This window comes from Xaviernesmea oryzae, assembly GCF_900109605.1.
Lineage (GTDB): Bacteria > Pseudomonadota > Alphaproteobacteria > Rhizobiales > Rhizobiaceae > Xaviernesmea > Xaviernesmea oryzae.
The window spans coordinates 64,320-85,743 of record NZ_FOAM01000020.1; the positions used below are offsets into that span (position 1 = coordinate 64,320).

General features: G+C 64.0%; 21 protein-coding genes. 17 read left to right on the top strand and 4 right to left on the bottom strand.

Annotation, left to right across the window (positions count from 1 at the left end; translation table 11 throughout):
- Positions 1-4 precede the first annotated feature (4 nt).
- The 3 genes from BMX61_RS20665 to hemC form a co-directional block, all read right to left on the bottom strand.
- On the bottom strand, positions 5-1,441 hold the full coding sequence (locus tag BMX61_RS20665; protein ID WP_075628114.1) for a COG4223 family protein: 1,437 nt from the start codon (positions 1,439-1,441) through the stop codon (positions 5-7).
- 262 nt (positions 1,442-1,703) lie between these two features.
- Positions 1,704-2,501 carry a uroporphyrinogen-III synthase gene (locus BMX61_RS20670; RefSeq protein WP_075628113.1) on the bottom strand — a complete coding sequence of 266 codons (798 nt, stop codon included), beginning with the start codon at positions 2,499-2,501 and terminating at the stop codon, positions 1,704-1,706.
- Between the two features lie 4 nt (positions 2,502-2,505).
- The gene (gene hemC, locus BMX61_RS20675) at positions 2,506-3,435 is read right to left on the bottom strand and encodes a hydroxymethylbilane synthase (RefSeq protein ID WP_075628112.1); all 930 of its coding nucleotides are present in this window, start codon (positions 3,433-3,435) and stop codon (positions 2,506-2,508) included.
- A 120-nt stretch (positions 3,436-3,555) separates the two neighbouring features.
- On the opposite strand from hemC, the gene tsaD reads away from it, so the two are divergent.
- From tsaD to BMX61_RS20700, 5 genes are all read left to right on the top strand, one after another.
- On the top strand, positions 3,556-4,689 hold the full coding sequence (tsaD, locus tag BMX61_RS20680; protein WP_075628111.1) for a tRNA (adenosine(37)-N6)-threonylcarbamoyltransferase complex transferase subunit TsaD: 1,134 nt from the start codon (positions 3,556-3,558) through the stop codon (positions 4,687-4,689).
- Between the two features lie 67 nt (positions 4,690-4,756).
- Positions 4,757-5,779, top strand: coding sequence for an NAD(P)H-dependent glycerol-3-phosphate dehydrogenase (locus tag BMX61_RS20685; protein ID WP_234794771.1), 1,023 nt, complete (start codon positions 4,757-4,759; stop codon positions 5,777-5,779).
- Between the two features lie 45 nt (positions 5,780-5,824).
- Positions 5,825-6,118, top strand: a complete 294-nt coding sequence (locus BMX61_RS20690) for a YciI-like protein (protein WP_075628109.1) — start codon at positions 5,825-5,827, stop codon at positions 6,116-6,118.
- 1 nt (position 6,119) lies between these two features.
- Complete coding sequence (locus BMX61_RS20695; RefSeq protein WP_075628108.1) at positions 6,120-6,557, top strand: EVE domain-containing protein; 438 nt, start codon at positions 6,120-6,122, stop codon at positions 6,555-6,557.
- A 25-nt stretch (positions 6,558-6,582) separates the two neighbouring features.
- Positions 6,583-7,233 (top strand): class I SAM-dependent methyltransferase, encoded by a 651-nt coding sequence (locus tag BMX61_RS20700; protein WP_075628107.1) that lies wholly within the window; start codon positions 6,583-6,585, stop codon positions 7,231-7,233.
- A gap of 39 nt (positions 7,234-7,272) precedes the next feature.
- On the opposite strand, the gene BMX61_RS20705 is transcribed toward BMX61_RS20700, so the two are convergent.
- Positions 7,273-7,731 (bottom strand): hypothetical protein, encoded by a 459-nt coding sequence (locus BMX61_RS20705; protein ID WP_139198975.1) that lies wholly within the window; start codon positions 7,729-7,731, stop codon positions 7,273-7,275.
- Positions 7,732-8,052: 321 nt separating this feature from the next.
- Here BMX61_RS20705 and sdhC point away from each other — a divergent pair, with 321 nt between their 5' ends.
- The 12 genes from sdhC to BMX61_RS20765 all read left to right on the top strand — a co-directional run bounded on the left by sdhC (position 8,053) and on the right by BMX61_RS20765 (position 21,422).
- A complete protein-coding gene (gene sdhC / locus BMX61_RS20710) occupies positions 8,053-8,445 on the top strand; it encodes a succinate dehydrogenase, cytochrome b556 subunit (protein ID WP_075628105.1) in 393 nt (130 codons plus the stop codon).
- 22 nt (positions 8,446-8,467) lie between these two features.
- Entirely contained in the window at positions 8,468-8,848 is a 381-nt protein-coding gene (gene sdhD, locus BMX61_RS20715; protein WP_075628104.1) for a succinate dehydrogenase, hydrophobic membrane anchor protein, read from the top strand.
- 7 nt (positions 8,849-8,855) lie between these two features.
- Positions 8,856-10,697: a succinate dehydrogenase flavoprotein subunit gene (sdhA, locus tag BMX61_RS20720; RefSeq protein ID WP_075628103.1), complete on the top strand. Its 1,842-nt coding sequence runs from the start codon at positions 8,856-8,858 to the stop codon at positions 10,695-10,697.
- Positions 10,698-10,774: 77 nt separating this feature from the next.
- On the top strand, positions 10,775-11,089 hold the full coding sequence (locus BMX61_RS20725; RefSeq protein ID WP_075628166.1) for a virulence factor: 315 nt from the start codon (positions 10,775-10,777) through the stop codon (positions 11,087-11,089).
- Positions 11,089-11,868 carry a succinate dehydrogenase iron-sulfur subunit gene (locus tag BMX61_RS20730; protein ID WP_075628102.1) on the top strand — a complete coding sequence of 260 codons (780 nt, stop codon included), beginning with the start codon at positions 11,089-11,091 and terminating at the stop codon, positions 11,866-11,868. The genes BMX61_RS20725 and BMX61_RS20730 overlap by 1 nt, the downstream gene beginning before the upstream one ends.
- 426 nt (positions 11,869-12,294) lie before the next feature.
- Positions 12,295-12,834: a protease inhibitor Inh/omp19 family protein gene (locus tag BMX61_RS20735; RefSeq protein ID WP_075628165.1), complete on the top strand. Its 540-nt coding sequence runs from the start codon at positions 12,295-12,297 to the stop codon at positions 12,832-12,834.
- 352 nt (positions 12,835-13,186) lie between these two features.
- Entirely contained in the window at positions 13,187-14,347 is a 1,161-nt protein-coding gene (zapE, locus tag BMX61_RS20740; protein WP_075628101.1) for a cell division protein ZapE, read from the top strand.
- Positions 14,348-14,536: 189 nt separating this feature from the next.
- A complete protein-coding gene (gene mdh, locus BMX61_RS20745; RefSeq protein WP_075628100.1) occupies positions 14,537-15,499 on the top strand; it encodes a malate dehydrogenase in 963 nt (320 codons plus the stop codon).
- A gap of 117 nt (positions 15,500-15,616) precedes the next feature.
- The gene (gene sucC / locus BMX61_RS20750; RefSeq protein ID WP_075628099.1) at positions 15,617-16,810 is read left to right on the top strand and encodes an ADP-forming succinate--CoA ligase subunit beta; all 1,194 of its coding nucleotides are present in this window, start codon (positions 15,617-15,619) and stop codon (positions 16,808-16,810) included.
- A gap of 6 nt (positions 16,811-16,816) precedes the next feature.
- Entirely contained in the window at positions 16,817-17,311 is a 495-nt protein-coding gene (locus BMX61_RS20755; RefSeq protein ID WP_075628098.1) for a DUF1579 family protein, read from the top strand.
- Positions 17,312-17,325: 14 nt separating this feature from the next.
- Positions 17,326-18,228, top strand: a complete 903-nt coding sequence (gene sucD / locus BMX61_RS20760; RefSeq protein ID WP_075628097.1) for a succinate--CoA ligase subunit alpha — start codon at positions 17,326-17,328, stop codon at positions 18,226-18,228.
- Between the two features lie 197 nt (positions 18,229-18,425).
- Entirely contained in the window at positions 18,426-21,422 is a 2,997-nt protein-coding gene (locus BMX61_RS20765; RefSeq protein WP_075628096.1) for a 2-oxoglutarate dehydrogenase E1 component, read from the top strand.
- The last annotated feature ends 2 nt before the right edge of the window (positions 21,423-21,424 follow it).

A 21,424-nucleotide genomic window follows, 5' to 3' on the forward strand; every position in this document is an offset into this window, starting at 1 on the left:
TGCCTTACCCTTGCTTGGCTGCGGTGGCGCCGGCCATCAGCCGGCCAATGGTCTCTTCGACGCGCAGACGGCGGTCGAGTTCCTCCTTGAAGCCCGCGCCGGCCTGCTTGGCCGCATCGGGCAGGCCTTGCCATTCGGCCTGTGCGCCCTGGAGATCGCCTGTCGACAGGCGGTTTTCGATCCGCGCGACAATGGCTGCGGGCTCATTACCCTGCGGCTCGCCCACGGGCCGCATGCGCACCAGTGAGCCGGCGCTGCCCATCAGCCGCGACAAAAATCCCTCTCCGGTGCCGCCAGGCGTGCGCGTGGCCGAGAGCATGGCATCCGCCACGGCGGGGAAGCGCTGCACCAGATCACGCCGCGCGGGCAGGCCGCCGCTCGCGTCGGCCTTCAGCTGATCGAGCGCGGCCTCGTCGGGATCGACGGCCTTGGCCGCGTCGAGTTCCGATTGAAACGGACCGCCACGGTCGATGGCCGTCTTCAAGGCGGCGATTGCCACGGCGCGGGCGAGCTGCACCTCGCTGGCCGGCGCTTCGACCTTACGTTCGGTTTCCTCCAGCCGCCCTGTCAGGGCCTCGCTGGACTGGCGCAGGCTTCCCAGCTGCGACTGAAGTGTTTCGACTGTGCTTTTCAAGGTGGCGATCTCGGCGGTTGGATCGCCAAGCCGCTGCTGTGCCTGTTCGACTGCGGAAAGCCGAGGGGCGATCTGGCCGAGCTGGTCTTGAAGCGCGGCGACCTGCTCCGAGGCCTCGCGGCTGTCGGGCGAAAGCGACGGCAGGACACCGCCATATTGCAACGCCCCGGCGCCGATGAGAACGATCAGCCCGCCGAGGATGCCGGCTGCCAACCCCTTGGTCCCGGAGCCGGACGGCGCAGTGGAGCGTACCGGCTGCGTCGGGTTCGACGAGGACGCGCGTGCGGCAGGACCCGAGGCCGCCCCTGCGCCCGTCGTCGAGCTTGAGGATGTGGACGCGGCGGACGCGGATTTTCCCGTCGATGCATTCCAGGCGGATTTGTCGGTTCCCGGCCGGTCGGCAGCCGGCTTGCCGGAAAGCGATGGGCCGGCGGAAGGCTTGTCTTCGCCCGGCTTATCCGCATCCGGCTTGCCGGTCAGCGAGCCCGCTGCGGGTTTTTCTCCCGGCTTGACGGCGGAGGCCGATGCGGCTTTCGCCATGTCCGATGGCTTGGTGCCGACAGCCTCGGCGCCGGTCCCCGCTGACCCGGAAACGCCGGCCGCAGTCTCGGCCTTGTCGTTTGACGTGCTTGCCGGCGCATCGGCATCGATGGACGATGCCGCCAAAGGCGTAGAGGGCTCTGGCGCCCCCGCGCCAGCCGCCGGCGTGGCATCCGGCCCGGTGGAAGGCTCTGACGCAACCCTTTCGGCCGTCAGGTCGATGGTCGTCGGGGACGTCTGGCGACGCGGCGGCTTTTCGGGTTCCATGGTCGTCTCTCGTCTGGGATGCGCCGGACAGGGGCAGCCCAGGATCGATCCTGGCCGCCCTGGCCCGTCGCGCATGCGGGGGCAAGGATTTCGGAAACCGGCAGCGGGTCGGCGAAAACGACCGTCCACTGCCTTCATAATGGTCCACTTGCAGAAGGTAGAGACCTGCCTGCGATAGGGAAAGACCTTTACCGCGATTTGATGACGGAGCCCTCGCAGGATTGCGCTCAGCCATGCCTTTTCCTAGGGCCTTTCCCGTCTTTCAGGTCCCATCTAGCAGGGCCAGCAGACTGTCCTCGTCGGGACTGTCCGCCACGGCCACCCTCCCCCATTCCACCGGCACCGCCTGGGCGACGCGCGCACCGAGGCAGAGCACGCGGCCGAAGGACAGGCGGAGATTCCCTTGCGCCATCACATCCGCCAGCCGAAGAACGGCCTCGCGCGAATAAAAAAGCGCTGCCTCCGGCGCTCCTTCCACAAGCGCAGCGGACAGATCGTTCATGTCGATCGGCCTTGGCGCCATGCGATAGGCCTCCACCGGTCGGACCGGAATGCCGGCCTGGTTAAGCCCCGCCTCGAAATCCGGTGCGCGAGGCTTTCCCGCGAGATAGAGCAGCGGCGGCGCAAGCGGGTCATTGCCTGTCGCGATGCCGGATGGTGTCTTTCCCGGCAGATATCGGGTGGAAGGTGGACGCGGCGCATCATGAGCGCGATTCCAGTCGCCGATCACCGCTTCGGCAAGCCCTCGCCCATCGCCGGGGCCGATTACCAGCGGAGCCAGGCCTAGCGCGTCCGCTGCACGCGCCGTTGCCGCGCCAACACAATAGACCGGATGCCCGGCGGCCAGCGCCGGCCCTTCCGGCACGCTGGCCAGGGCGGCGACGGCCTCGGCACTGGTGAGGGCCAGAGCTGCGAAGGGAAGGCGCAGTGCTGCGGCGATGGCATCGTGCTCATGCCACGCCTCGGTCAACGGCAGAAGAATCGGCTGATGGCCGCTCGCGCGAAGCCGCGATGCCGTCAGCGCGGCTGACCGTGCCGGTCGGGTGACGAGCACCCGCACCTGGTCAGCTCCAGCTCGTAAAGAATTCCGGTCCCGCGGCGGCCCTGACGGCATCGCCCGCCGCGCGGCCGATCGCTTCCGGATCGGAGGCCGGCCCTTCGCGCTCGACACGATGATGCCAGGTGCCGTCAGGCGTCAGAATCATGCCGGAAAACCGGATCGTCTGACCATCCGTTTGCGCAAAGCCGGCAATCGGCGTGCGGCAGGAGCCGTCGAGCGCGGACAGGAAAGCGCGTTCGCAGGTCACTGCCTCGAAGGTGGGGATATCGTTGATTGCCTCGACCAGCGCAGCGACGCGCAGATCGTCCTTGCGGCTTTCGATGCAGATCGCGCCTTGTGCCGGGGCCGGCGGAAACTCCTGCGGGTCGAGAATCTCTGTCACGACATCGGTGCGGCCGATGCGCTTGAGGCCGGCGAGCGCCAGCAGCGTGCCATCCACCTGGCCTTCATCCAACTTGCGCAGACGGGTTTCCACGGCCCCGCGATAGACGATCACCTGCAGGTCCGGCCGCAGCCGGCGGATCAGCGCCTGGCGGCGCAGAGAGGCCGAGCCGATCACCGAGCCCTCCGGCAGTTCCAGGAGGCGCGGGCCTGCCCGGCCGATGAAGGCGTCACGGGCATCCTCGCGCGGCAGATAGGCCGAGAGGAACAAACCCTCCGGCAGGCGCGTCGGCATATCCTTCGATGAATGCACGGCAAAATCGAGCTCACCGGAAAGAAGCTTGTCTTCGAGCTCCTGGGTGAAGAGCCCCTTGCCGCCGATCTCGGCCAGCGCCCGGTCGGTGATGCGGTCGCCGGCGGTCGACATCACGACGATCTCGAACATCTCGTCGCCGAGCCCATGGGCGGCCATCAGCCGGTCGCGGGTCTCGAAGGCCTGGGCCAGCGCCAGCGGGCTGCCGCGCGTGCCGATGCGGAAAGGTTTCGTTTGCATCCCATGCGATCCGTTGTTACCGGAAGCCGATGTACCGGGCTTTGCCCGCACCCGCAACCTTTCCGCCCCCGATCCGGCGCCTCATGATTGAGGAAAGCCGCCGCCTGGACCGCGCCCGCCATGACTGCCGCCGCCGCGAATACATTGCCTCATCAACGCCGAGAGGGTGAAAGCCTGGTTCTCGGCATTGAGACGAGCTGCGACGAGACGGCAGCCTCCGTCGTCGCGCGCGGACCGGATGGCGTGGGCCGCATCCTCAGCGATGTGGTTCTCAGCCAGATCGCCGAACACAGCGCCTATGGCGGCGTGGTGCCGGAGATCGCGGCGCGCGCCCATGTCGAGGCATTGGACGGCCTGATCAAGGCGGCGCTTGCCGAGGCAGGCACACGCCTTGACGTCGTCGATGCGGTGGCGGCCACGGCCGGCCCCGGCCTGATCGGCGGCCTGCTGGTGGGCCTGATGACCGGCAAGGCGATTGCGCGCGCGGCCGGCAAGCCGCTCTATGCCATCAATCATCTGGAAGGCCACGCGCTGACGGCGCGGCTCACCGACCGCCTCGCCTTCCCCTATCTGATGCTGCTCGTCTCCGGCGGACATACGCAGCTGGTCCTGGTCAAGGGCGTGGGCGATTACGAGCGCTGGGGCACGACCATCGACGATGCGCTGGGCGAAGCCTTCGACAAGACCGCCAAACTGCTCGGCCTGCCCTATCCCGGCGGCCCGGCCGTCGAGTCCGCCGCCCGGCACGGCGATCCGGACCGCTTCAGCTTTCCCCGCCCGCTGGTGGGCGAGGCGCGGCTCGACTTTTCCTTCTCCGGGCTGAAGACGGCCGTGCGCCAGGCAGCACAGGCGATTGCGCCTGTCAGCGATCAGGATGTGGCCGATATCTGTGCCTCCTTCCAGAAGGCGATCACCCGCACGCTCAAGGATCGCATCGGCAGGGGGCTTGGCCGCTACCGGCAGCTTGCGGCTGATCTGCCGGAGGCGGCCTTGGTGGTGGCCGGAGGCGTTGCCGCCAACAGCGCGATCCGGCAGATGCTGCAGGCGCTCTGCGCCGAGCACGGCGTGCGCTTCGTCGCCCCGCCGATCAAGCTGTGCACCGACAATGCGGCGATGATCGCCTGGGCCGGGGCCGAGCGGCTGGCGCTCGATCTCGCCGCCGATCCGCTCAGCGTGTCACCGCGCTCGCGCTGGCCGCTGGATGCCCAGGCCGAGGCCGTCATCGGCTATGGCAAACGGGGCGCAAAGGCATAGTGGTTCGATTCCATCCTTTCTTGGCGCAACCGCCTCGCGCCATGCCCGCTATGAACAGGAGATGCGTATGGAGAGCCCGAGCGACCGCCTTCTCGACGTTCATTGCGTGGCCGTGATCGGCGCAGGGGCCTTCGGAACGGCGCTTGCCACGGTTGCCCTGCAGGCCGGCGGTCTTGCTTCGCGCAGGGTACTGTTGCTTGCCCGGCGCGAAAGCCTGGTCGAGGACTTCAAGGCAACCGGCCGCAATGACGAGGCGCTGCCAGGCATTTCCCTGCCTGAAGGCCTGGTGATGACGGCAGATCCCGCCGATATCGAACATGCCGGCACGGTGCTCCTCGCCGTTCCCTCCCAGGCCCAAAGCGAGGTGGCCCGCGCCGTGCTGCCCTCGATCGGACGCAGCGCGGATGTGGTCGTCTGCGCCAAGGGGTTGGAACGCGAAAGCGGCCGGCTGCTGACAGACGTGGTAGGTGAGACGCTCGGACGCCAGGATATCGCCGTCCTTTCCGGCCCTGGTTTTGCTGCCGACATCGCGCGTGGTCTGCCCACGGCCATGACGCTCGCCGCCGCCGACATGGATCAGGCCCATCGGATCGCTATTCGGTTGAGTGGACCGAGCTTCCGTCTCTATGCCGCCGAAGACCGGATCGGCGTCCAGCTCGGCGGCGCCTTGAAAAACGTGCTGGCGATTGCCTGCGGCCTGATCGAGGGCGCGGGACTCGGCGAATCGGCCAGGGCAGCGATGATTTCGCGCGGCCTTGCGGAAATGTCGCGGCTGGTGACGGCGCGGGGCGGCACGGCCGACACGGTACGCGGCCTGTCTGGCCTCGGCGATCTCGTGCTGACGGGAACGAGCCACCAGTCGCGCAATCTACGCTATGGCATCGCGCTCGGCCGCGGCGGCGCGGCGCGGAACACAGCGTCGGGCGAACTGGTGGAAGGCGCGCTGGCCGCAGCCATTGCAGCGCGGGATGCCGAAGCGCGTGGCATCGACATGCCCATCACCAAGGCCATTGCCGCCGTCATCGACGGGCGCGTCAGTGTCCACGCCGCCGTCGAAGCCCTGATGAGCCGACCGATCACCCAGGAATAACAGCTTTCCCCTTCCACTCTCGATCCCTCTTGAAAGGACTGACCGATGCTTTTTGCCTTTCTCTGCACCGACAAGCCGGACGCGCTGCAATTGCGGATGGATACGCGCCCGGAACATGTCGCCTATCTCGACGGGCTGAACGCCAAGGGCACTCTTAAAATGGCTGGTCCCTTCCTGTCGCCGGAGGGCTCGCCGATCGGCAGCCTGGTCATCGTCGAAGCCGCTGATGCAGAGGCCGCACGCGTGCTCGCCGAGGGCGATCCTTACGCCAAGGCCGGCCTTTTCGCCTCGGTCGAGATCAAGCCGTTCAACTGGGTCTTCAACAAGCCGGGAGCCTGACATGGCCTATTGGCTCTACAAGTCCGAGCCCTTCAAATGGTCGTGGTCCATGCAGAAGGAGGCCGGCGAGGCCGGCACCGAATGGACCGGCGTGCGCAACTATCTCGCCCGCAACCACATGCGGGCGATGAAGCTGGGCGATAAAGGCTTTTTCTACCATTCGAACGAGGGCTTGGAGATCGTCGGCATCACCGAGGTCTGCGCGCTGACCCATCCCGATTCCACCGCCGAGGGAGATGCACGCTGGGACTGCGTCGATATTCGCGCCGTCTGTGACATGCCCAAGCCGGTGAGCCTGAAGGCAATCAAGGCCAATCCGGCACTCGCCAACATGGCGCTGGTCACCTCCATGCGGCTTTCCGTTCAGCCGGTGACCGAGGACGAATGGGACGAGGTCTGCCGCATGGGCGGGCTGGAGCCGCCGCCGCGCGCACCATGAAGCGCATGCCAGCCAAAGGCGGACCATGAAAACCGATCCCCAACGCTTCATCCTCGACAATACCGGGATCTTGCCCCCTCCGCATGTGCCCGAAATTCGGCTGCACCTGGCGGACGAAGCGCATGATCTCTGGTTGAAGACAGAGGAAGAATTGGAAGAGATCGGCCTGCCGCCGCCCTTTTGGGCCTTTGCCTGGGCCGGCGGGCAAGGCCTTGCCCGGCACCTGCTCGATCATCCCGCGCTCGTCGCCGGCAAGCGCGTCCTGGATTTCGCCACCGGCTCCGGCTTAGTGGCGATTGCGGCCGCACGTGCCGGGGCGGCCAGCGTGGCCGCCTGCGATATCGATCCCTGGGCCGAAGCGGCCGTGCGGCTTAATGCCGCGCTCAACGGCGTATCGGTTCGTTTTCGCCGCGAGGACGTGATCGGCCTCGATGTGGAGGCAAATATCCTGCTGGCCGGCGATGTTTTCTACGATCAAAGCTTCGCCGAACGGCTGGTGCCGTGGTTCGCACAGCTGACGGAACAGGGTGTGACGGTGCTGGTCGGCGATCCCGGCCGAGCCTACTGCCCACGTGCGCGTCTGGCGAAGCTGGCGGTCTACGATGTTCCGGTGACCCGCGCCCTGGAGGATAGCGAGGTCAAACGAACCACCGTATGGCGCTTTGCCGGCTCATGAACGACGCGCGGGGGATCCGGCTCATATGACCGGCGGTTTTCATCGTCCGCGAATGACGCAGACACCGGCCTCCATGGAGCAGGCATGTGTGTATGGCGTCACACGAATGATCCGCGCCTGTGGCAATGGCCCGACCTCTGGCCCTAGCACGTCATAAACCGCACCGCCCTGCACGAACATGCCGTTTCCGCGCTCATGCCAGACATTCAGACCGGCATAGGAGCCGCCAAGGCCGTCGCGGTCGTGGCGCCAATATGGCTGGCGCCAGTTCCGGTCGCGCCAGCCGGGCCGCAATCTCCGCTCGACCGTCACACTGCTGTGTCGTGGTGCGTCGCCATGCCGAATGGCATGATGACGTCGTCCGTCGCGAAGCCATTCGCTGGGACCGCCACGAATGGCGGACGGTCCGGCTTCAGTCCGGTCGAAGGCATGAGCTGCTGTCACGGGAAGAGCGGCGAAGACTGCGACGATGAGGCTGAAACGGGTAAGACGCACCATGAAAACCTCCGCATAGACGCAAAACACATGCATCGAAAATTGGCGCTTCCAGACCAAATGTCACGCGGCAGAAAGAAATTCCTTACCATAGGATTAACAAGCCGGTTTATCGGGTCTTTATCTTGCGAAAATATCCTCTTCGGCTAATCGATTAAATTCACGATGCGCCGCAAACGGGCTTGTCGATGCGGCGCGGGACGATTAAAGCTCGCGCTTGAGCAAGTTGTGCACATTTGGTGCCCGCCGGACCGTCGTCCCTTTGCATCGTCTTCGTCCCCGGGGACGGGGGCGGCTGGCTCGGCGCTTCCCCGTGAGGTCCCGATGACGAACGTCACAAACGGCCGGCCGCTTTCGCCGCACCTGCAGATCTACAAATTCGAGCCGACCATGGCGATGTCGATCATCCATCGCATCACCGGCGGCGCGCTTTATTTCGGAACGATCTTGGTCGCCGCCTGGCTGGTGGCCGCCGCCTCCGGCAAGGAGACCTTTGACTGGGTCAACGGGATCTACGGCTCGATCATCGGCCAGATCGTGCTCTTCGGCTACACCTGGGCCATGATCCATCACCTGCTCGGCGGCCTGCGCCACATTGCCTGGGATCTCGGCTACGGCTTTGAAAAGCACTTCGCCAACAAGCTCGCACGCCTGAGCTTCATCAGTTCGATCACGCTCACGATCCTTGTCTGGATCGCGATCTTCATCGTGCGCTGAGACCGTTCCAAGGACAATCGACATGGATATGCGCACTCCTCTCGCCAAGGTCCGCGGCCTCGGCTCGGCCAAGTCAGGCACCGAACATTTCTGGCGCGTTCGCACGACGGCCGTCGTGCTCGTGCCGCTGATCCTGTTCTACATCGTCTTCCTGATCTCCCATGCAGGGGCACCCTACGAGGTGGTCGTGGCTTCCTTGGCCAATCCCTTCGTCTGCGTGATCACGGCTCTGACGATCGTTGCCACCATCGTCCACATGCAGTTGGGCATGGAAGAGATCATTCAGGACTACATCCACTCGGAAGGCCTCAAGGTCGCGCTTCTGCTGCTCAATGCCTTCTTTTCGCTCTTCATCGGCGGACTCTGTCTTTTCGCCGCGCTGAAGATCGCTTTCGCGGGATAATTCGAACATGGCTTCCGTATCGTCTTCCGCCGGCGCCAGCCCGGCCTATCGCTATGTCGACCACGCCTATGACGTCGTTGTCGTCGGTGCAGGCGGCGCGGGCCTGCGCGCCACGCTCGGCATGGCCGAGCAGGGTCTGCGCACCGCCTGCATCACCAAGGTCTTCCCCACCCGCTCGCATACGGTCGCGGCACAGGGCGGCATCGCCGCTTCGCTGCAAAACATGACACCGGATAGCTGGCAGTGGCATCTCTATGACACCGTCAAGGGCTCCGACTGGCTCGGCGATGTCGACGCCATGCAGTACCTCGCCATGGAAGCGCCCAAGGCGGTCTATGAGCTGGAGCATTACGGCGTGCCCTTCTCGCGCAACGAGGAAGGCAAGATCTATCAGCGCCCCTTCGGCGGCCATATGCAGAACTACGGCGAAGGCCCCCCAGTGCAGCGCACCTGCGCGGCAGCCGACCGCACCGGCCACGCCATTCTGCACACGCTCTACGGCCAGTCGCTGCGCAACAATGCCCAGTTCTTCATCGAATATTTCGCGCTCGACCTGATCATGTCGGAAGACGGGCGCTGCACCGGCGTTATCGCCTGGTGCCTGGATGACGGCACCATTCATCGGTTCTCGGCCAAGATGGTCGTTCTGGCGACCGGCGGCTATGGCCGCGCCTATTTCTCGGCGACTTCGGCGCACACCTGCACGGGCGATGGCGGCGGCATGGTCGCGCGCGCCGGCCTGCCGCTGCAGGACATGGAATTCGTGCAGTTCCACCCCACCGGCATCTACGGCGCCGGCTGTCTGATCACCGAGGGCGCGCGCGGCGAAGGCGGCTATCTCGTCAATTCCGAGGGCGAGCGCTTCATGGAGCGTTACGCGCCTTCGGCCAAGGACCTGGCCTCGCGCGACGTCGTCTCGCGCTGCATGACGCTGGAGATCCGCGAGGGCCGTGGCGTCGGCAAGAACAAGGACCACATCTTCCTGCATCTCGACCATCTGGACCCGGCGGTGCTGCATGAGCGCCTACCCGGCATCTCCGAATCGGCGCGAATCTTCGCCGGCGTGGACGTGACGCGCGAGCCGATCCCGGTTCTGCCGACGGTGCACTACAACATGGGCGGCATCCCCACCAATTTCTGGGGCGAGGTGCTGAACGCCAATTCCGAGAACCCCGAGCGCCTGGCGCCCGGCCTGATGGCTGTCGGCGAAGCCGGCTGCGCCTCGGTCCATGGCGCCAACCGGCTCGGGTCCAACTCGCTGATCGACCTCGTGGTCTTTGGCCGCGCCGCCGCTATTCGGGCGGGCCAGGTGATCGACCGCAACGAGGCGATCCCCAGCCTCGACAAGGCTGCCTGCGACCAGATCATGACCCGCTTCGACGGGCTGCGCCACGCCAAGGGCTCGACGCCGACCGCCGTGCTGCGCGAGAAGATGCAACGCGCTATGCAGGAAGACGCCGCCGTCTTCCGCACCCAGGAGTCGCTTGAATCCGGCTGCCAGCGCCTCTCGGCCATCTGGAAGGAACTGCCTGATGTCAAGGTCGTCGACCGGTCGATGATCTGGAACTCCGACCTTGTGGAAACGCTGGAGCTGCACAATCTGATGGCCAATGCCATCACGACGGTCTACGGCGCGGAAGCGCGCAAGGAGAGCCGTGGCTCGCATGCGCGCGAAGACTATACGGACGGTCCGTTTGCCGGACGCGACGACGTCAACTGGCGCAAGCACACGCTGGCCTGGCTCAACGAAGCCGGCGACGTGACGCTGGACTATCGTCCGGTGCATACGGAGCTGATCGCCGAGGGCATCGACCCGAAGAAGATCGAACCGAAGGCGCGCGTGTACTGACGGACGAGTCGAAAATTCACCGGTGAAAGGATATCGCCGTGAATATGATAGGACACAACAGGAGGATGTCGCGTTCAATGTATGCCATTACATTTGACTCGGACACCGACACCCTGAAAAAGAGCTATCACAGTACGTCTTGGCAGAATGCCTACAACGATATTGCGAAGTTTCTTCGCAGCCATGGATTCGATCGCCAACAAGGCAGCGTCTATTTCGGCGATGCGACGATCGATAGCGTCAAGTGTCAGATAGCAGTCCAGCGCCTGACCCTCGAATATGAGTGGTTCGCGCCATCGGTAACGGATATTCGAATGCTTCGAATCGAAGACAACAACGATCTAACACCAGCAATTGAACTGGCGCTGATGGCAAAAGGGATGGCGCGCTAATGGTTGAACTCGCACTTCCCAAGAACTCGCAGATGACCGAGGGCAAGACCTGGCCGAAGCCGGCTGGGGCGAAGAATGTCCGCGAAGTCCGCGTCTATCGCTGGAGTCCTGACGATGGCCGCAACCCGTCGATCGACACCTTCTATGTCGATGTCGACGATTGCGGCCCGATGGTTCTCGACGCACTGCTCTACATCAAGAACAATGTCGATCCGACGCTGACCCTGCGGCGGAGCTGTCGCGAGGGCATTTGCGGTTCCTGCGCGATGAACATCGACGGCACCAACACCCTTGCCTGCACCAAGGGCATGGACGAGGTGAAGGGCACGATCAAAATCTACCCACTGCCGCACATGCCCGTGGTCAAGGACCTCGTGCCGGACCTGACCAATTTCTACGCCCAGCACCGCTCCATCGAACCTTGGCTGAAGACCGTTTCGCCGACGCCGGCCAAGGAATGGCAGCAGAGCCACGAGGACCGGCTGAAGCTCGACGGCCTCTATGAGTGCATTCTCTGCGCCTGCTGCTCGACCTCCTGCCCAAGCTACTGGTGGAATGGCGACCGCTATCTCGGTCCGGCCGTCCTCCTCCAGGCCTATCGCTGGCTGATCGACTCCAGAGACGAGGCCAAGGGCGAGCGGCTGGATGATCTGGAAGATCCGTTCCGGCTCTATCGCTGCCACACGATCATGAACTGCGCACAGACCTGTCCCAAGGGCCTCAATCCGGCCAAGGCCATTGCCGAAATCAAGAAGATGATGGTGGAACGCCGGGTCTAGAGCCGAACCCGTTCAGAGCGAAACGCGGCCCGAGAGGGCCGCGTGCCAAACGGGCCCGCTGGAATGCCGCTCCGCGACCATCGAACCAGCATCCCGGCAGCATCGTACCGTTCTCTGCGATGACGAACGGCGTCGCGATCAAGTGGAAAACTTGCTGGCGGCTAAGCCACTCGACGGAAACAGACGCCACTTGCGAATCGGAACCGAAGGACGGTCAGGCGTCACACTGTTGCGGATGACGGCTCTATCTGGTCACGAAACGGCCGTTGATGGACGCACGTGCCGTCATTTCTTGTCCTGAGCGTCGCCAGGGTGCAACAGCAGCGGCCAAACCTTGCCCCATTCCCCGGTTAAGGCTCGATTAACCTTCGGCTATCCACTATCTGGACTGAACGAATGCGACGCGACATCAATCGGGAGTCAAAGATGCGGACCCTTCCCCTTGCGGCTGGACTGATGGCAATGCTGGCCATGGCGGGCTGCCAGAGAACATCCATGTCCGATTACGGTGGCGCCCCCTCGGGTCCCGCGCCGCTTCAGGCGCAGCCGGTTCCCAGCGTTTCGGCCACGCAGCTGCCGCCGCCCGGCGCGCCGGGCGCGTCGTCGCAATTCCCCGCAGCGCCCGTCAATACCGCCGCTGCCAATCCAAACCCCGTCCCCGACGCGGCGCCCCCTGCTGCCTCGCTCGATGTCACCAAGGAATCGATGGTCGGCAACTGGCGCGTTACGTCCTCGGGCAGTTCCTGCGACATGTTTCTGACGCTGACCAATCTCGGCTCCGGTTCGCGCGGCGGCACGCGCGGCTGCGCCGGCGAGCTGACGCAGATGGGCTCCTGGGAAGTTGCCGGCAAGCAGGTCATCCTGAAGAGCCGGAGCGGCGACCCGATCGCGCGCCTCTACAAGAGCGCCGATGCGCGGTTCGACGGCTCGACCACCTCAGGTCAATCGGTCAGCCTCAGCCGCTAAAGCCGCTTGCGAGCGGTCCGCCACGATCATCGGCGGCGAATCAGCTCATGGGCGGCGACTGGCCGCTCATGGTCAGGCAACACTACCTTGAGCCAACGAGCGTATGCGCGGTGCAGGAGCCTGGAGCGCGGCGGAAAGCGTCGTGTAGCGGCGCGCACCGGCAACAGGCCATGATGGCAACTACGCGCCGCTCGTTCCCGCGCAGAGCGAGAACACAAAATTTCCAAAAGCCTGGTAGAAGCTTGGAAAGACCGAAAGCCCGGCAGACCCGCCAGCATGTTCGTGGACTGCATCGAGGCCTGCGTGCCGCCCTTCCCGCGATCACGCCGCGGCATCGAACCGGAAGCCTGCCTTGCCCAATCCCGGAAACAGCATCACCCGCCGTCTCGAAGCGCTCGTGGCGGAGGACCGCCTTCAGCGCGATGAGCGGCAGATGGCGATCGCAGCGCGGCTCGATCGTGTCGCGGCCGAGCTGACGACCAGCCGAGCCCAGCGCAAGACCAATGCCCTCGGCTGGCTCTTTGCCGCCCGCCGCCAAGCCCAGCCGCCGCTTCGCGGGCTGTATATCTATGGCGGCGTCGGGCGCGGCAAGACCATGCTGATGGATCTGTTCTTCGAGACCGTGCCGATCGAGCGCAAGCGTCGGGCGCATTTTCATGCCTTCATGGCCGACGTGCAGGAGCGGATCTTCCGCCACCGACAGAGGCTGAAGGCCGGGGAAACGCGCGAAGTCGATCCAATGCCGCCTGTCGCCGCCGAGATTTACGGCGAATCGCGTCTGCTCTGCTTCGATGAGTTCACCGTAACCGATATTGCGGATGCGATGATCTTGTCCCGGCTGTTTACCGAGCTTTTCGCACGTGGCTGTGTGCTGGTCGCCACGTCAAATGTCGCGCCCGACGATCTCTATCGCGACGGCCTCAATCGCGGCCTGTTCCTGCCCTTCATCGGCCTCCTGAAACAGCATGCCGATGTAGTCTGTCTCGATAGCGAGACGGATTATCGGATGGAAAAAACCGAAGGCATTCGCGTCTGGAACGCGCCCTTGAACGAAACGTCGCGCAAGGCCTTCGAGGAGGCCTGGCTGCAATTTACGGCTGGGCATGCGCCGGCGCCCGCGACCGTACCGATGAAGGGGCGGGAAATCACCGTGCCGTTGGCCGCCGGCCGAGCCGCGCGATTCGGCTTTGCCGATCTGTGCCAGCGCCCTCTCGGCGCTACCGATTATCTGGCCTTGCTCGCGCAGTATGACACGCTGTTCGTCGAAGGCGTGCCACGGCTGTCCGCCGACCGACGCAACGAGGTCAAGCGCCTGATTTTGCTGGTCGACACGGTCTATGACAAAGGCGGGCTGATCATCGCCACGGCCGAAAGTGCGCCGGACGCCTTGCTGCTGGAACGACGCGGCACGGAAGGCTTCGAATTCGACCGCACCATCTCCCGCCTCACCGAGATGCAGAGCAGCGAATATCGCGAAGCACATCGCCAACACCACCAAATCGTGACGGAATGACGACTGAAATTCTTACGTTTACGTAAGAATTTTTCGATCTAACCGTTTGAAATTGCTAACATCAAAACTATTCATTGATCTTTTAGAGTTTGCGGGTTACCTCCTTGCGCCGTGAGGTTTCGGGGTTCTCGGCGATCGGATGTCGCAAAGGGGGGACCTTGCACGTTTGGATCGCAAAGGAAGCACTTCATGGCCCGCAACAAGATTGCACTCATCGGTTCCGGTATGATCGGCGGCACGCTCGCGCATCTCGCCGGGCTGAAGGAACTGGGCGATATCGTCCTGTTCGACATTGCCGACGGGATTCCGCAGGGCAAAGGTCTCGACATCGCCCAGTCCTCGCCTGTCGAAGGCTTCAACGCCAATCTGACGGGCGCAAGCGACTATTCCGCCATCGAAGGCGCCGATGTCTGCATCGTCACCGCCGGTGTCGCCCGCAAGCCCGGCATGAGCCGCGACGACCTGCTCGGCATCAACCTCAAGGTCATGGAGCAGGTTGGCGCCGGCATCAAGAAATACGCACCTGACGCCTTCGTGATCTGCATCACCAATCCGCTCGACGCCATGGTCTGGGCGCTGCAGAAGTTCTCCGGCCTGCCGAAGAACAAGGTCGTCGGCATGGCCGGCGTGCTCGACTCGGCCCGCTTCCGCCTGTTCCTCAGCCAGGAATTCAACGTTTCGGTCCAAGACGTCACCGCTTTCGTCCTCGGCGGCCATGGCGACACCATGGTGCCGCTCGCCCGCTACTCGACCATTGGCGGCATTCCGCTGACCGACCTCGTCAAGATGGGGTGGGTTACCGAAGAGCGCCTGGAGCAGATCATCCAGCGCACCCGTGACGGTGGCGCCGAGATCGTCGGCCTGCTGAAGACCGGCTCGGCCTATTACGCCCCGGCCGCCTCTGCCATCGAGATGGCTGAATCCTACCTGAAGGACAAGAAGCGCGTCCTGCCTTGCGCGGCGCATCTGTCCGGCCAGTACGGCGTGAACGACATGTATGTCGGCGTGCCCACCATCATCGGCGCCGGCGGCGTCGAGCGCATCATCGAAATCGACCTGAACAAGAGCGAGGAAGAGGCCTTCCAGAAGTCTGTCGGCGCCGTTGCCGGCCTCTGCGAAGCCTGCGTCGCCATCGCGCCCGCGCTGAAGTAACGGACCGGCGCGGGCGGGCTTTAAGAGGCCCGCCCGCTTCGCCTTTCACGCCGCTTTTCATCGGCCCGGTCGGCAGTTTCGAGCGGCGAACGGTCAAGCCCAAACAGGACACTTTCCATGAACATCCATGAATACCAGGCCAAGGCTCTCCTGAAGGGGTATGGCGCACCGGTCGCGCAGGGCGTGGCCATTCTCAAGGCCGAGGAAGCGGAAGCGGCTGCCAAGCAGCTTCCCGGTCCGCTCTATGTGGTCAAGAGCCAGATCCATGCCGGCGGTCGCGGCAAGGGCAAGTTCAAGGAACTCGGCCCCGACGCCAAGGGCGGCGTTCGCCTGGCGAAGTCGATCGACGAAGTCGTGGCCCATGCCAAGGACATGCTCGGCAATACGCTGGTGACGGCCCAGACGGGCGAAGCCGGCAAGCAGGTCAACCGCCTCTACATCGAAGACGGCGCCGACATTGCCCGCGAACTCTATTGCTCGCTCCTGGTCGATCGTTCGGTCGGCAAGGTGGCCTTTGTGGTCTCCACCGAAGGCGGCATGGACATCGAGGCCGTCGCCCACGACACGCCTGAGAAGATCCACACCATCGCCATCGACCCGGAAGCCGGTGTGACGGCGGATGACGTTTCCAAGATCGCTTCGGCTCTTGCGCTCGAAGGCGCAGCCGTCGAAGATGCCAAGTCGCTCTTCCCGGCGCTCTACAAGGCCTTCAACGAGAAGGACATGGCTCTTCTCGAAGTGAACCCGCTGATCGTCATGCAGGACGGCCATCTGCGTGTGCTCGACGCCAAGATGTCCTTCGACGGCAACGCGCTGTTCCGCCATGACGATGTCAAGGCGCTGCGCGACGAGACCGAGGAAGACGCCAAGGAAATCGAAGCCTCCAAGTGGGACCTCGCCTATGTCGCCCTCGACGGCAACATCGGCTGCATGGTCAATGGCGCCGGTCTCGCCATGGCGACGATGGACATCATCAAGCTGTACGGCAAGGAACCGGCAAACTTCTGCGACGTCGGCGGCGGTGCCGGCAAGGAGAAGGTCGCGGCCGCCTTCAAGATCATCACGGCCGACCCGAAGGTCGAGGGCATCCTCGTCAACATCTTCGGCGGCATCATGAAGTGCGACGTCATCGCTGAAGGCGTTGTCGCCGCTGTTCAGGAAGTGGGCCTCAAGGTTCCGCTCGTCGTGCGCCTGGAAGGCACCAATGTCGAACTCGGCAAGAAGATTCTGAACGAATCGGGTCTGGCGATCACGGCTGCCGACGATCTCGACGACGCCGCCAAGAAGATCGTCGCGGCGATCAAGGGCTGAACTGTCATGGCCAACGCTTCCTCGCAGCTTTCGCAACATCATCTTCGTCTCGGCGCCCTTGTGGGGGCGTGGGTCGGCGACGAGCAGGTTGCGGCCTCTGCCTGGACGGCGGCCGGTGCGGCTGAAAGCGATGTCGCGGCGGAACCCCTGTTCGGCGGCGTGTTCGTCGAACAGCGGTACCGACAGGTTCGCGACCAGTCCGTCGCCTTCGAATCCCGGAACGTGTTCGGTTTCGATGCGACGGATCAACGCTACAAGCTCTATCAGTTCGATACTTTCGGCTTTGCGCCGCCGACGCCGGCCAGCGGTGTGTGGGAAGGCGATGACCTCGTTTTCGAACGCAGCTCGCCGCGCGGAACGCAGCGCACCGTGTTTCACTTCGAAAACGAAGACAGCTACCGGATGAGCGTTTCGTTCCTTCCTGCCGGCGGCTCTGATTGGCAGGAGGTTGTCAGCGGATCCTATCGCCGCAGCACCTCCGTTTCGAAAAGCAATTCTTAAGAAGAAGGCCTCGCATGTCGATTATCGTCAACAAAGACACAAAGGTCCTCGTTCAGGGCCTGACCGGCAAGACCGGTACCTTCCACACCGAGCAGGCGCTGGCCTATTACGGCACGCAGATGGTCGGCGGCATCCATCCGGCCAAGGGCGGCAGCAACTGGACCGGGTCCAAGGGCGAAACCCTGCCGATCTTTGCTTCCGTCGCCGAAGGTAAGGAAAAGACCGGCGCGAACGCGTCCGTGATCTATGTTCCGCCGGCGGGCGCCGCGGATGCGATCATCGAAGCGATCGAAGCCGAGATCCCGTTCATCACCTGCATCACCGAGGGCATCCCGGTCATGGACATGGTGCGGGTCAAGGCCAAGCTCGACAAGTCCAAGTCGCGCCTGCTGGGGCCTAACTGCCCGGGCATCCTGACGCCGGAAGAATGCAAGATCGGCATCATGCCGGGCTCCATCTTCCGCAAGGGCTCGGTCGGCATCGTCTCGCGCTCGGGCACGCTGACCTATGAAGCCGTGTTCCAGACCTCGAACGAAGGCCTCGGCCAGACCACGGCTGTGGGCATCGGCGGCGACCCGGTCAAGGGCACCGAATTCATCGATGTGCTTGAGATGTTCCTGGCCGACGACGCCACGACTTCGATCATCATGATCGGTGAAATCGGCGGCTCGGCGGAAGAGGATGCCGCCCAGTTCCTGATCGACGAAGCCAAGAAGGGCCGCAAGAAGCCGATGGCCGGCTTCATCGCCGGGCGCACCGCGCCGAAGGGCCGCACCATGGGCCATGCCGGTGCCGTGGTTTCCGGTGGCAAGGGCGATGCGGAATCCAAGATCGCCGCCATGGAAGCAGCCGGCATCAAGGTCTCCCCCTCCCCGGCCCGCCTCGGCAAGACGCTGGTCGAAGTTCTCAAGGGCTGAAGCCCCCAAAACCGGCAGGCCGGGCCTTGGGGTCCGGCCTGCCCTGACCCATCTGTAGGTGCATGCTGACATTTCAGCATCCCCACAGGAAGAACAGGCGCAACGCTCCTCGATGAACGGGCGCAGCGCCGCGACGGCCGGTTCGGCCGACGACCCCACACGCGAGGAGGCGGACGGACAGGTCCGCGGATCACATCATGGCAAGGCAAGAAGCCAACGAGCAATTCCAGCTCACCTCGTTTCTCGACGGCGCGAATGCGGGCTATATCGAACAGCTTTACGCGCGCTACGAGACCGACCCCGCTTCCGTTTCGGCCGAATGGCAGTCCTTCTTCAAGGCGCTGGCCGACAATCCCGACGACGTGGTGCGCGCAGCCAAGGGCGCGTCCTGGAAGAAGCCGCACTGGCCGATTCCGGAAGGCGGCGAACTGGTTTCGGCACTCGACGGCAACTGGGGCGTGGTCGAGAAGGTCATCGAAAAGAAGGTGAAGGCCAAGGCCGAGGAAAAGGCCGCCGCATCGGGCGAGCCGGTCAATCCGGTCGACGTTCACCAGTCGACGCGCGATTCCGTGCGCGCCATCATGCTGATCCGTGCCTACCGTGCCCGTGGCCATCTGCACGCCAAGCTGGACCCGCTGGGCCTTGCCGCCCCGGTCGAGGACTATAACGAACTGTCGCCGAAGAGCTACGGCTTCGAGGAGAAGGACCTCGACCGCAAGATCTTCATCGACAACATGCTGGGGCTGGAATACGCCACCATGCGCGAGATCGTCGAGATCCTAGAGCGTACCTATTGCTCGACGCTCGGCGTCGAATTCATGCATATCTCCGATCCCGAAATCAAAGGCTGGATCCAGGAGCGCATCGAAGGCCCGGATAAAGGCGTCGACTTCACGCCCGAAGGCAAGAAGGCCATCCTGCAGAAGCTGATCGAGTCGGAAGGCTTCGAGCAGTTCATTGACGTCAAGTACAAGGGCACCAAGCGCTTCGGCCTCGACGGCGGCGAATCGCTGATCCCGGCGCTGGAACAGATCATCAAGCGCGGCGGCCAGGAAGGCCTGAAAGAAATCGTTCTCGGCATGGCCCATCGCGGCCGCCTGAACGTGCTCACCAACGTCATGGGCAAGCCGCACCGCGCCGTGTTCCACGAGTTCAAGGGTGGCTCCTACGCGCCTGACGACGTCGAAGGCTCCGGCGACGTCAAGTATCACCTGGGCGCCTCGTCCGACCGCGAGTTCGACGGCAACCGCGTGCACCTGTCGCTGACGGCCAATCCGTCGCATCTGGAAATCGTCAATCCCGTGGTCATGGGCAAGGCCCGCGCCAAGCAGGACCAGATCGCCACCTCCTGGGATGGCGACGTGATCCCGCTGAAGGAGCGCGCCAAGGTTCTGCCGCTCTTGCTGCACGGCGATGCTGCCTTTGCCGGCCAGGGTGTGACCGCTGAAATCCTCGGCCTGTCGGGCCTGCGCGGCCACCGCGTCGGCGGCACGCTGCATTTCATCATCAACAACCAGATCGGTTTCACCACCAATCCGGCCTTCTCGCGTTCCTCGCCCTATCCGTCCGACGTGGCGAAGATGATCGAGGCGCCGATCTTCCACGTCAACGGCGACGATCCCGAAGCGGTCACCTATGCCGCCAAGATCGCCACCGAATTCCGCATGAAGTTCCACAAGCCCGTTGTGGTCGACATGTTCTGCTATCGTCGCTACGGCCATAACGAAGGCGACGAACCGAGCTTCACCCAGCCGAAGATGTACAAGGTCATTCGCGGCCATAAGCCGGTCGTGCAGATCTATGCAGAACGCCTGATCGCCGAAGGCCTGATCACCGAAGGCGAACTGGAAAAGATGAAGGCCGACTGGCGCGCCCATCTCGAACAGGAATTTGAGGCCGGTCAGTCCTACAAGCCGAACAAGGCCGACTGGCTGGATGGCGTCTGGTCGGGCCTGCGCACGGCCGACAATGCCGACGAGCAGCGCCGCGGCAAGACCGGCGTGCCGATGAAGACGCTGAAGGAAATCGGCCGCAAGCTGTCCGAGGTTCCCGCAGGCTTCAACGTACACCGCACGATCCAGCGCTTCATGGACAACCGCGCGCAGATGGTCGAAACCGGCGAAGGCATCGATTGGGCGATGGCGGAAGCCTTCGCCTTCGGCACGCTCTGTGTCGAAGGCACCAAGATCCGCCTCTCCGGCCAGGATTGCGAGCGCGGCACCTTCTCCCAGCGCCATTCGGTCCTTTACGATCAGGAAACCGAGGAGCGCTACATCCCGCTCGCCAATCTGGCGCCAAACCAGGGCCGCTACGAGGTCATCAATTCGATGCTCTCGGAAGAGGCCGTGCTCGGCTTCGAATATGGCTATTCGCTCTCGCGCCCCGGCGCGCTGACGCTCTGGGAAGCCCAATTCGGCGACTTCGCCAACGGGGCCCAGGTCGTGTTCGACCAGTTCATCTCGTCGGGCGAACGCAAGTGGCTGCGCATGTCCGGCCTCGTCTGCCTTCTGCCGCATGGCTATGAAGGCCAGGGACCGGAACATTCCTCCGCCCGCCTGGAGCGCTATCTCCAGCTCTGCGCGGAAGACAACATGCAGGTGGCCAACTGCACGACGCCGGCTAACTATTTCCACGTGCTGCGCCGGCAGATCAAGCGCGACTTCCGCAAGCCGCTGATCCTGATGACGCCGAAGTCGCTCCTTCGCCACAAGCGCGCTGTCTCCTCGCTGTCGGAAATGGCGGGCGACAGCTCGTTCCACCGCCTGCTGTGGGACGATGCCGAGGTGATCAAGGACGGCCCGGTCAAGCTGCAGAAGGACAACAAGATCCGCCGCGTGGTCATGTGCACGGGCAAGGTCTATTACGACCTTCTGGAAGAGCGCGAAAAGCGCGGCATCGACGACATCTACCTCCTGCGCCTGGAGCAGCTCTATCCGTTCCCGGCCAAGGCGCTGATCAACGAGCTCTCGCGCTTCCGCAATGCCGAAATGGTCTGGTGCCAGGAAGAGCCCAAGAACATGGGTGCCTGGGCCTTCATCGACCCCTATCTGGAATGGGTGCTGGCCCATATCGACGCCAAGTATCAGCGCGTGCGCTATACCGGCCGTCCGGCTGCCGCCTCTCCGGCCACGGGCCTGATGTCGAAGCACTTGGCACAGCTCGCCGCCTTCCTGGAAGACGCGCTCGGCGGCTGATG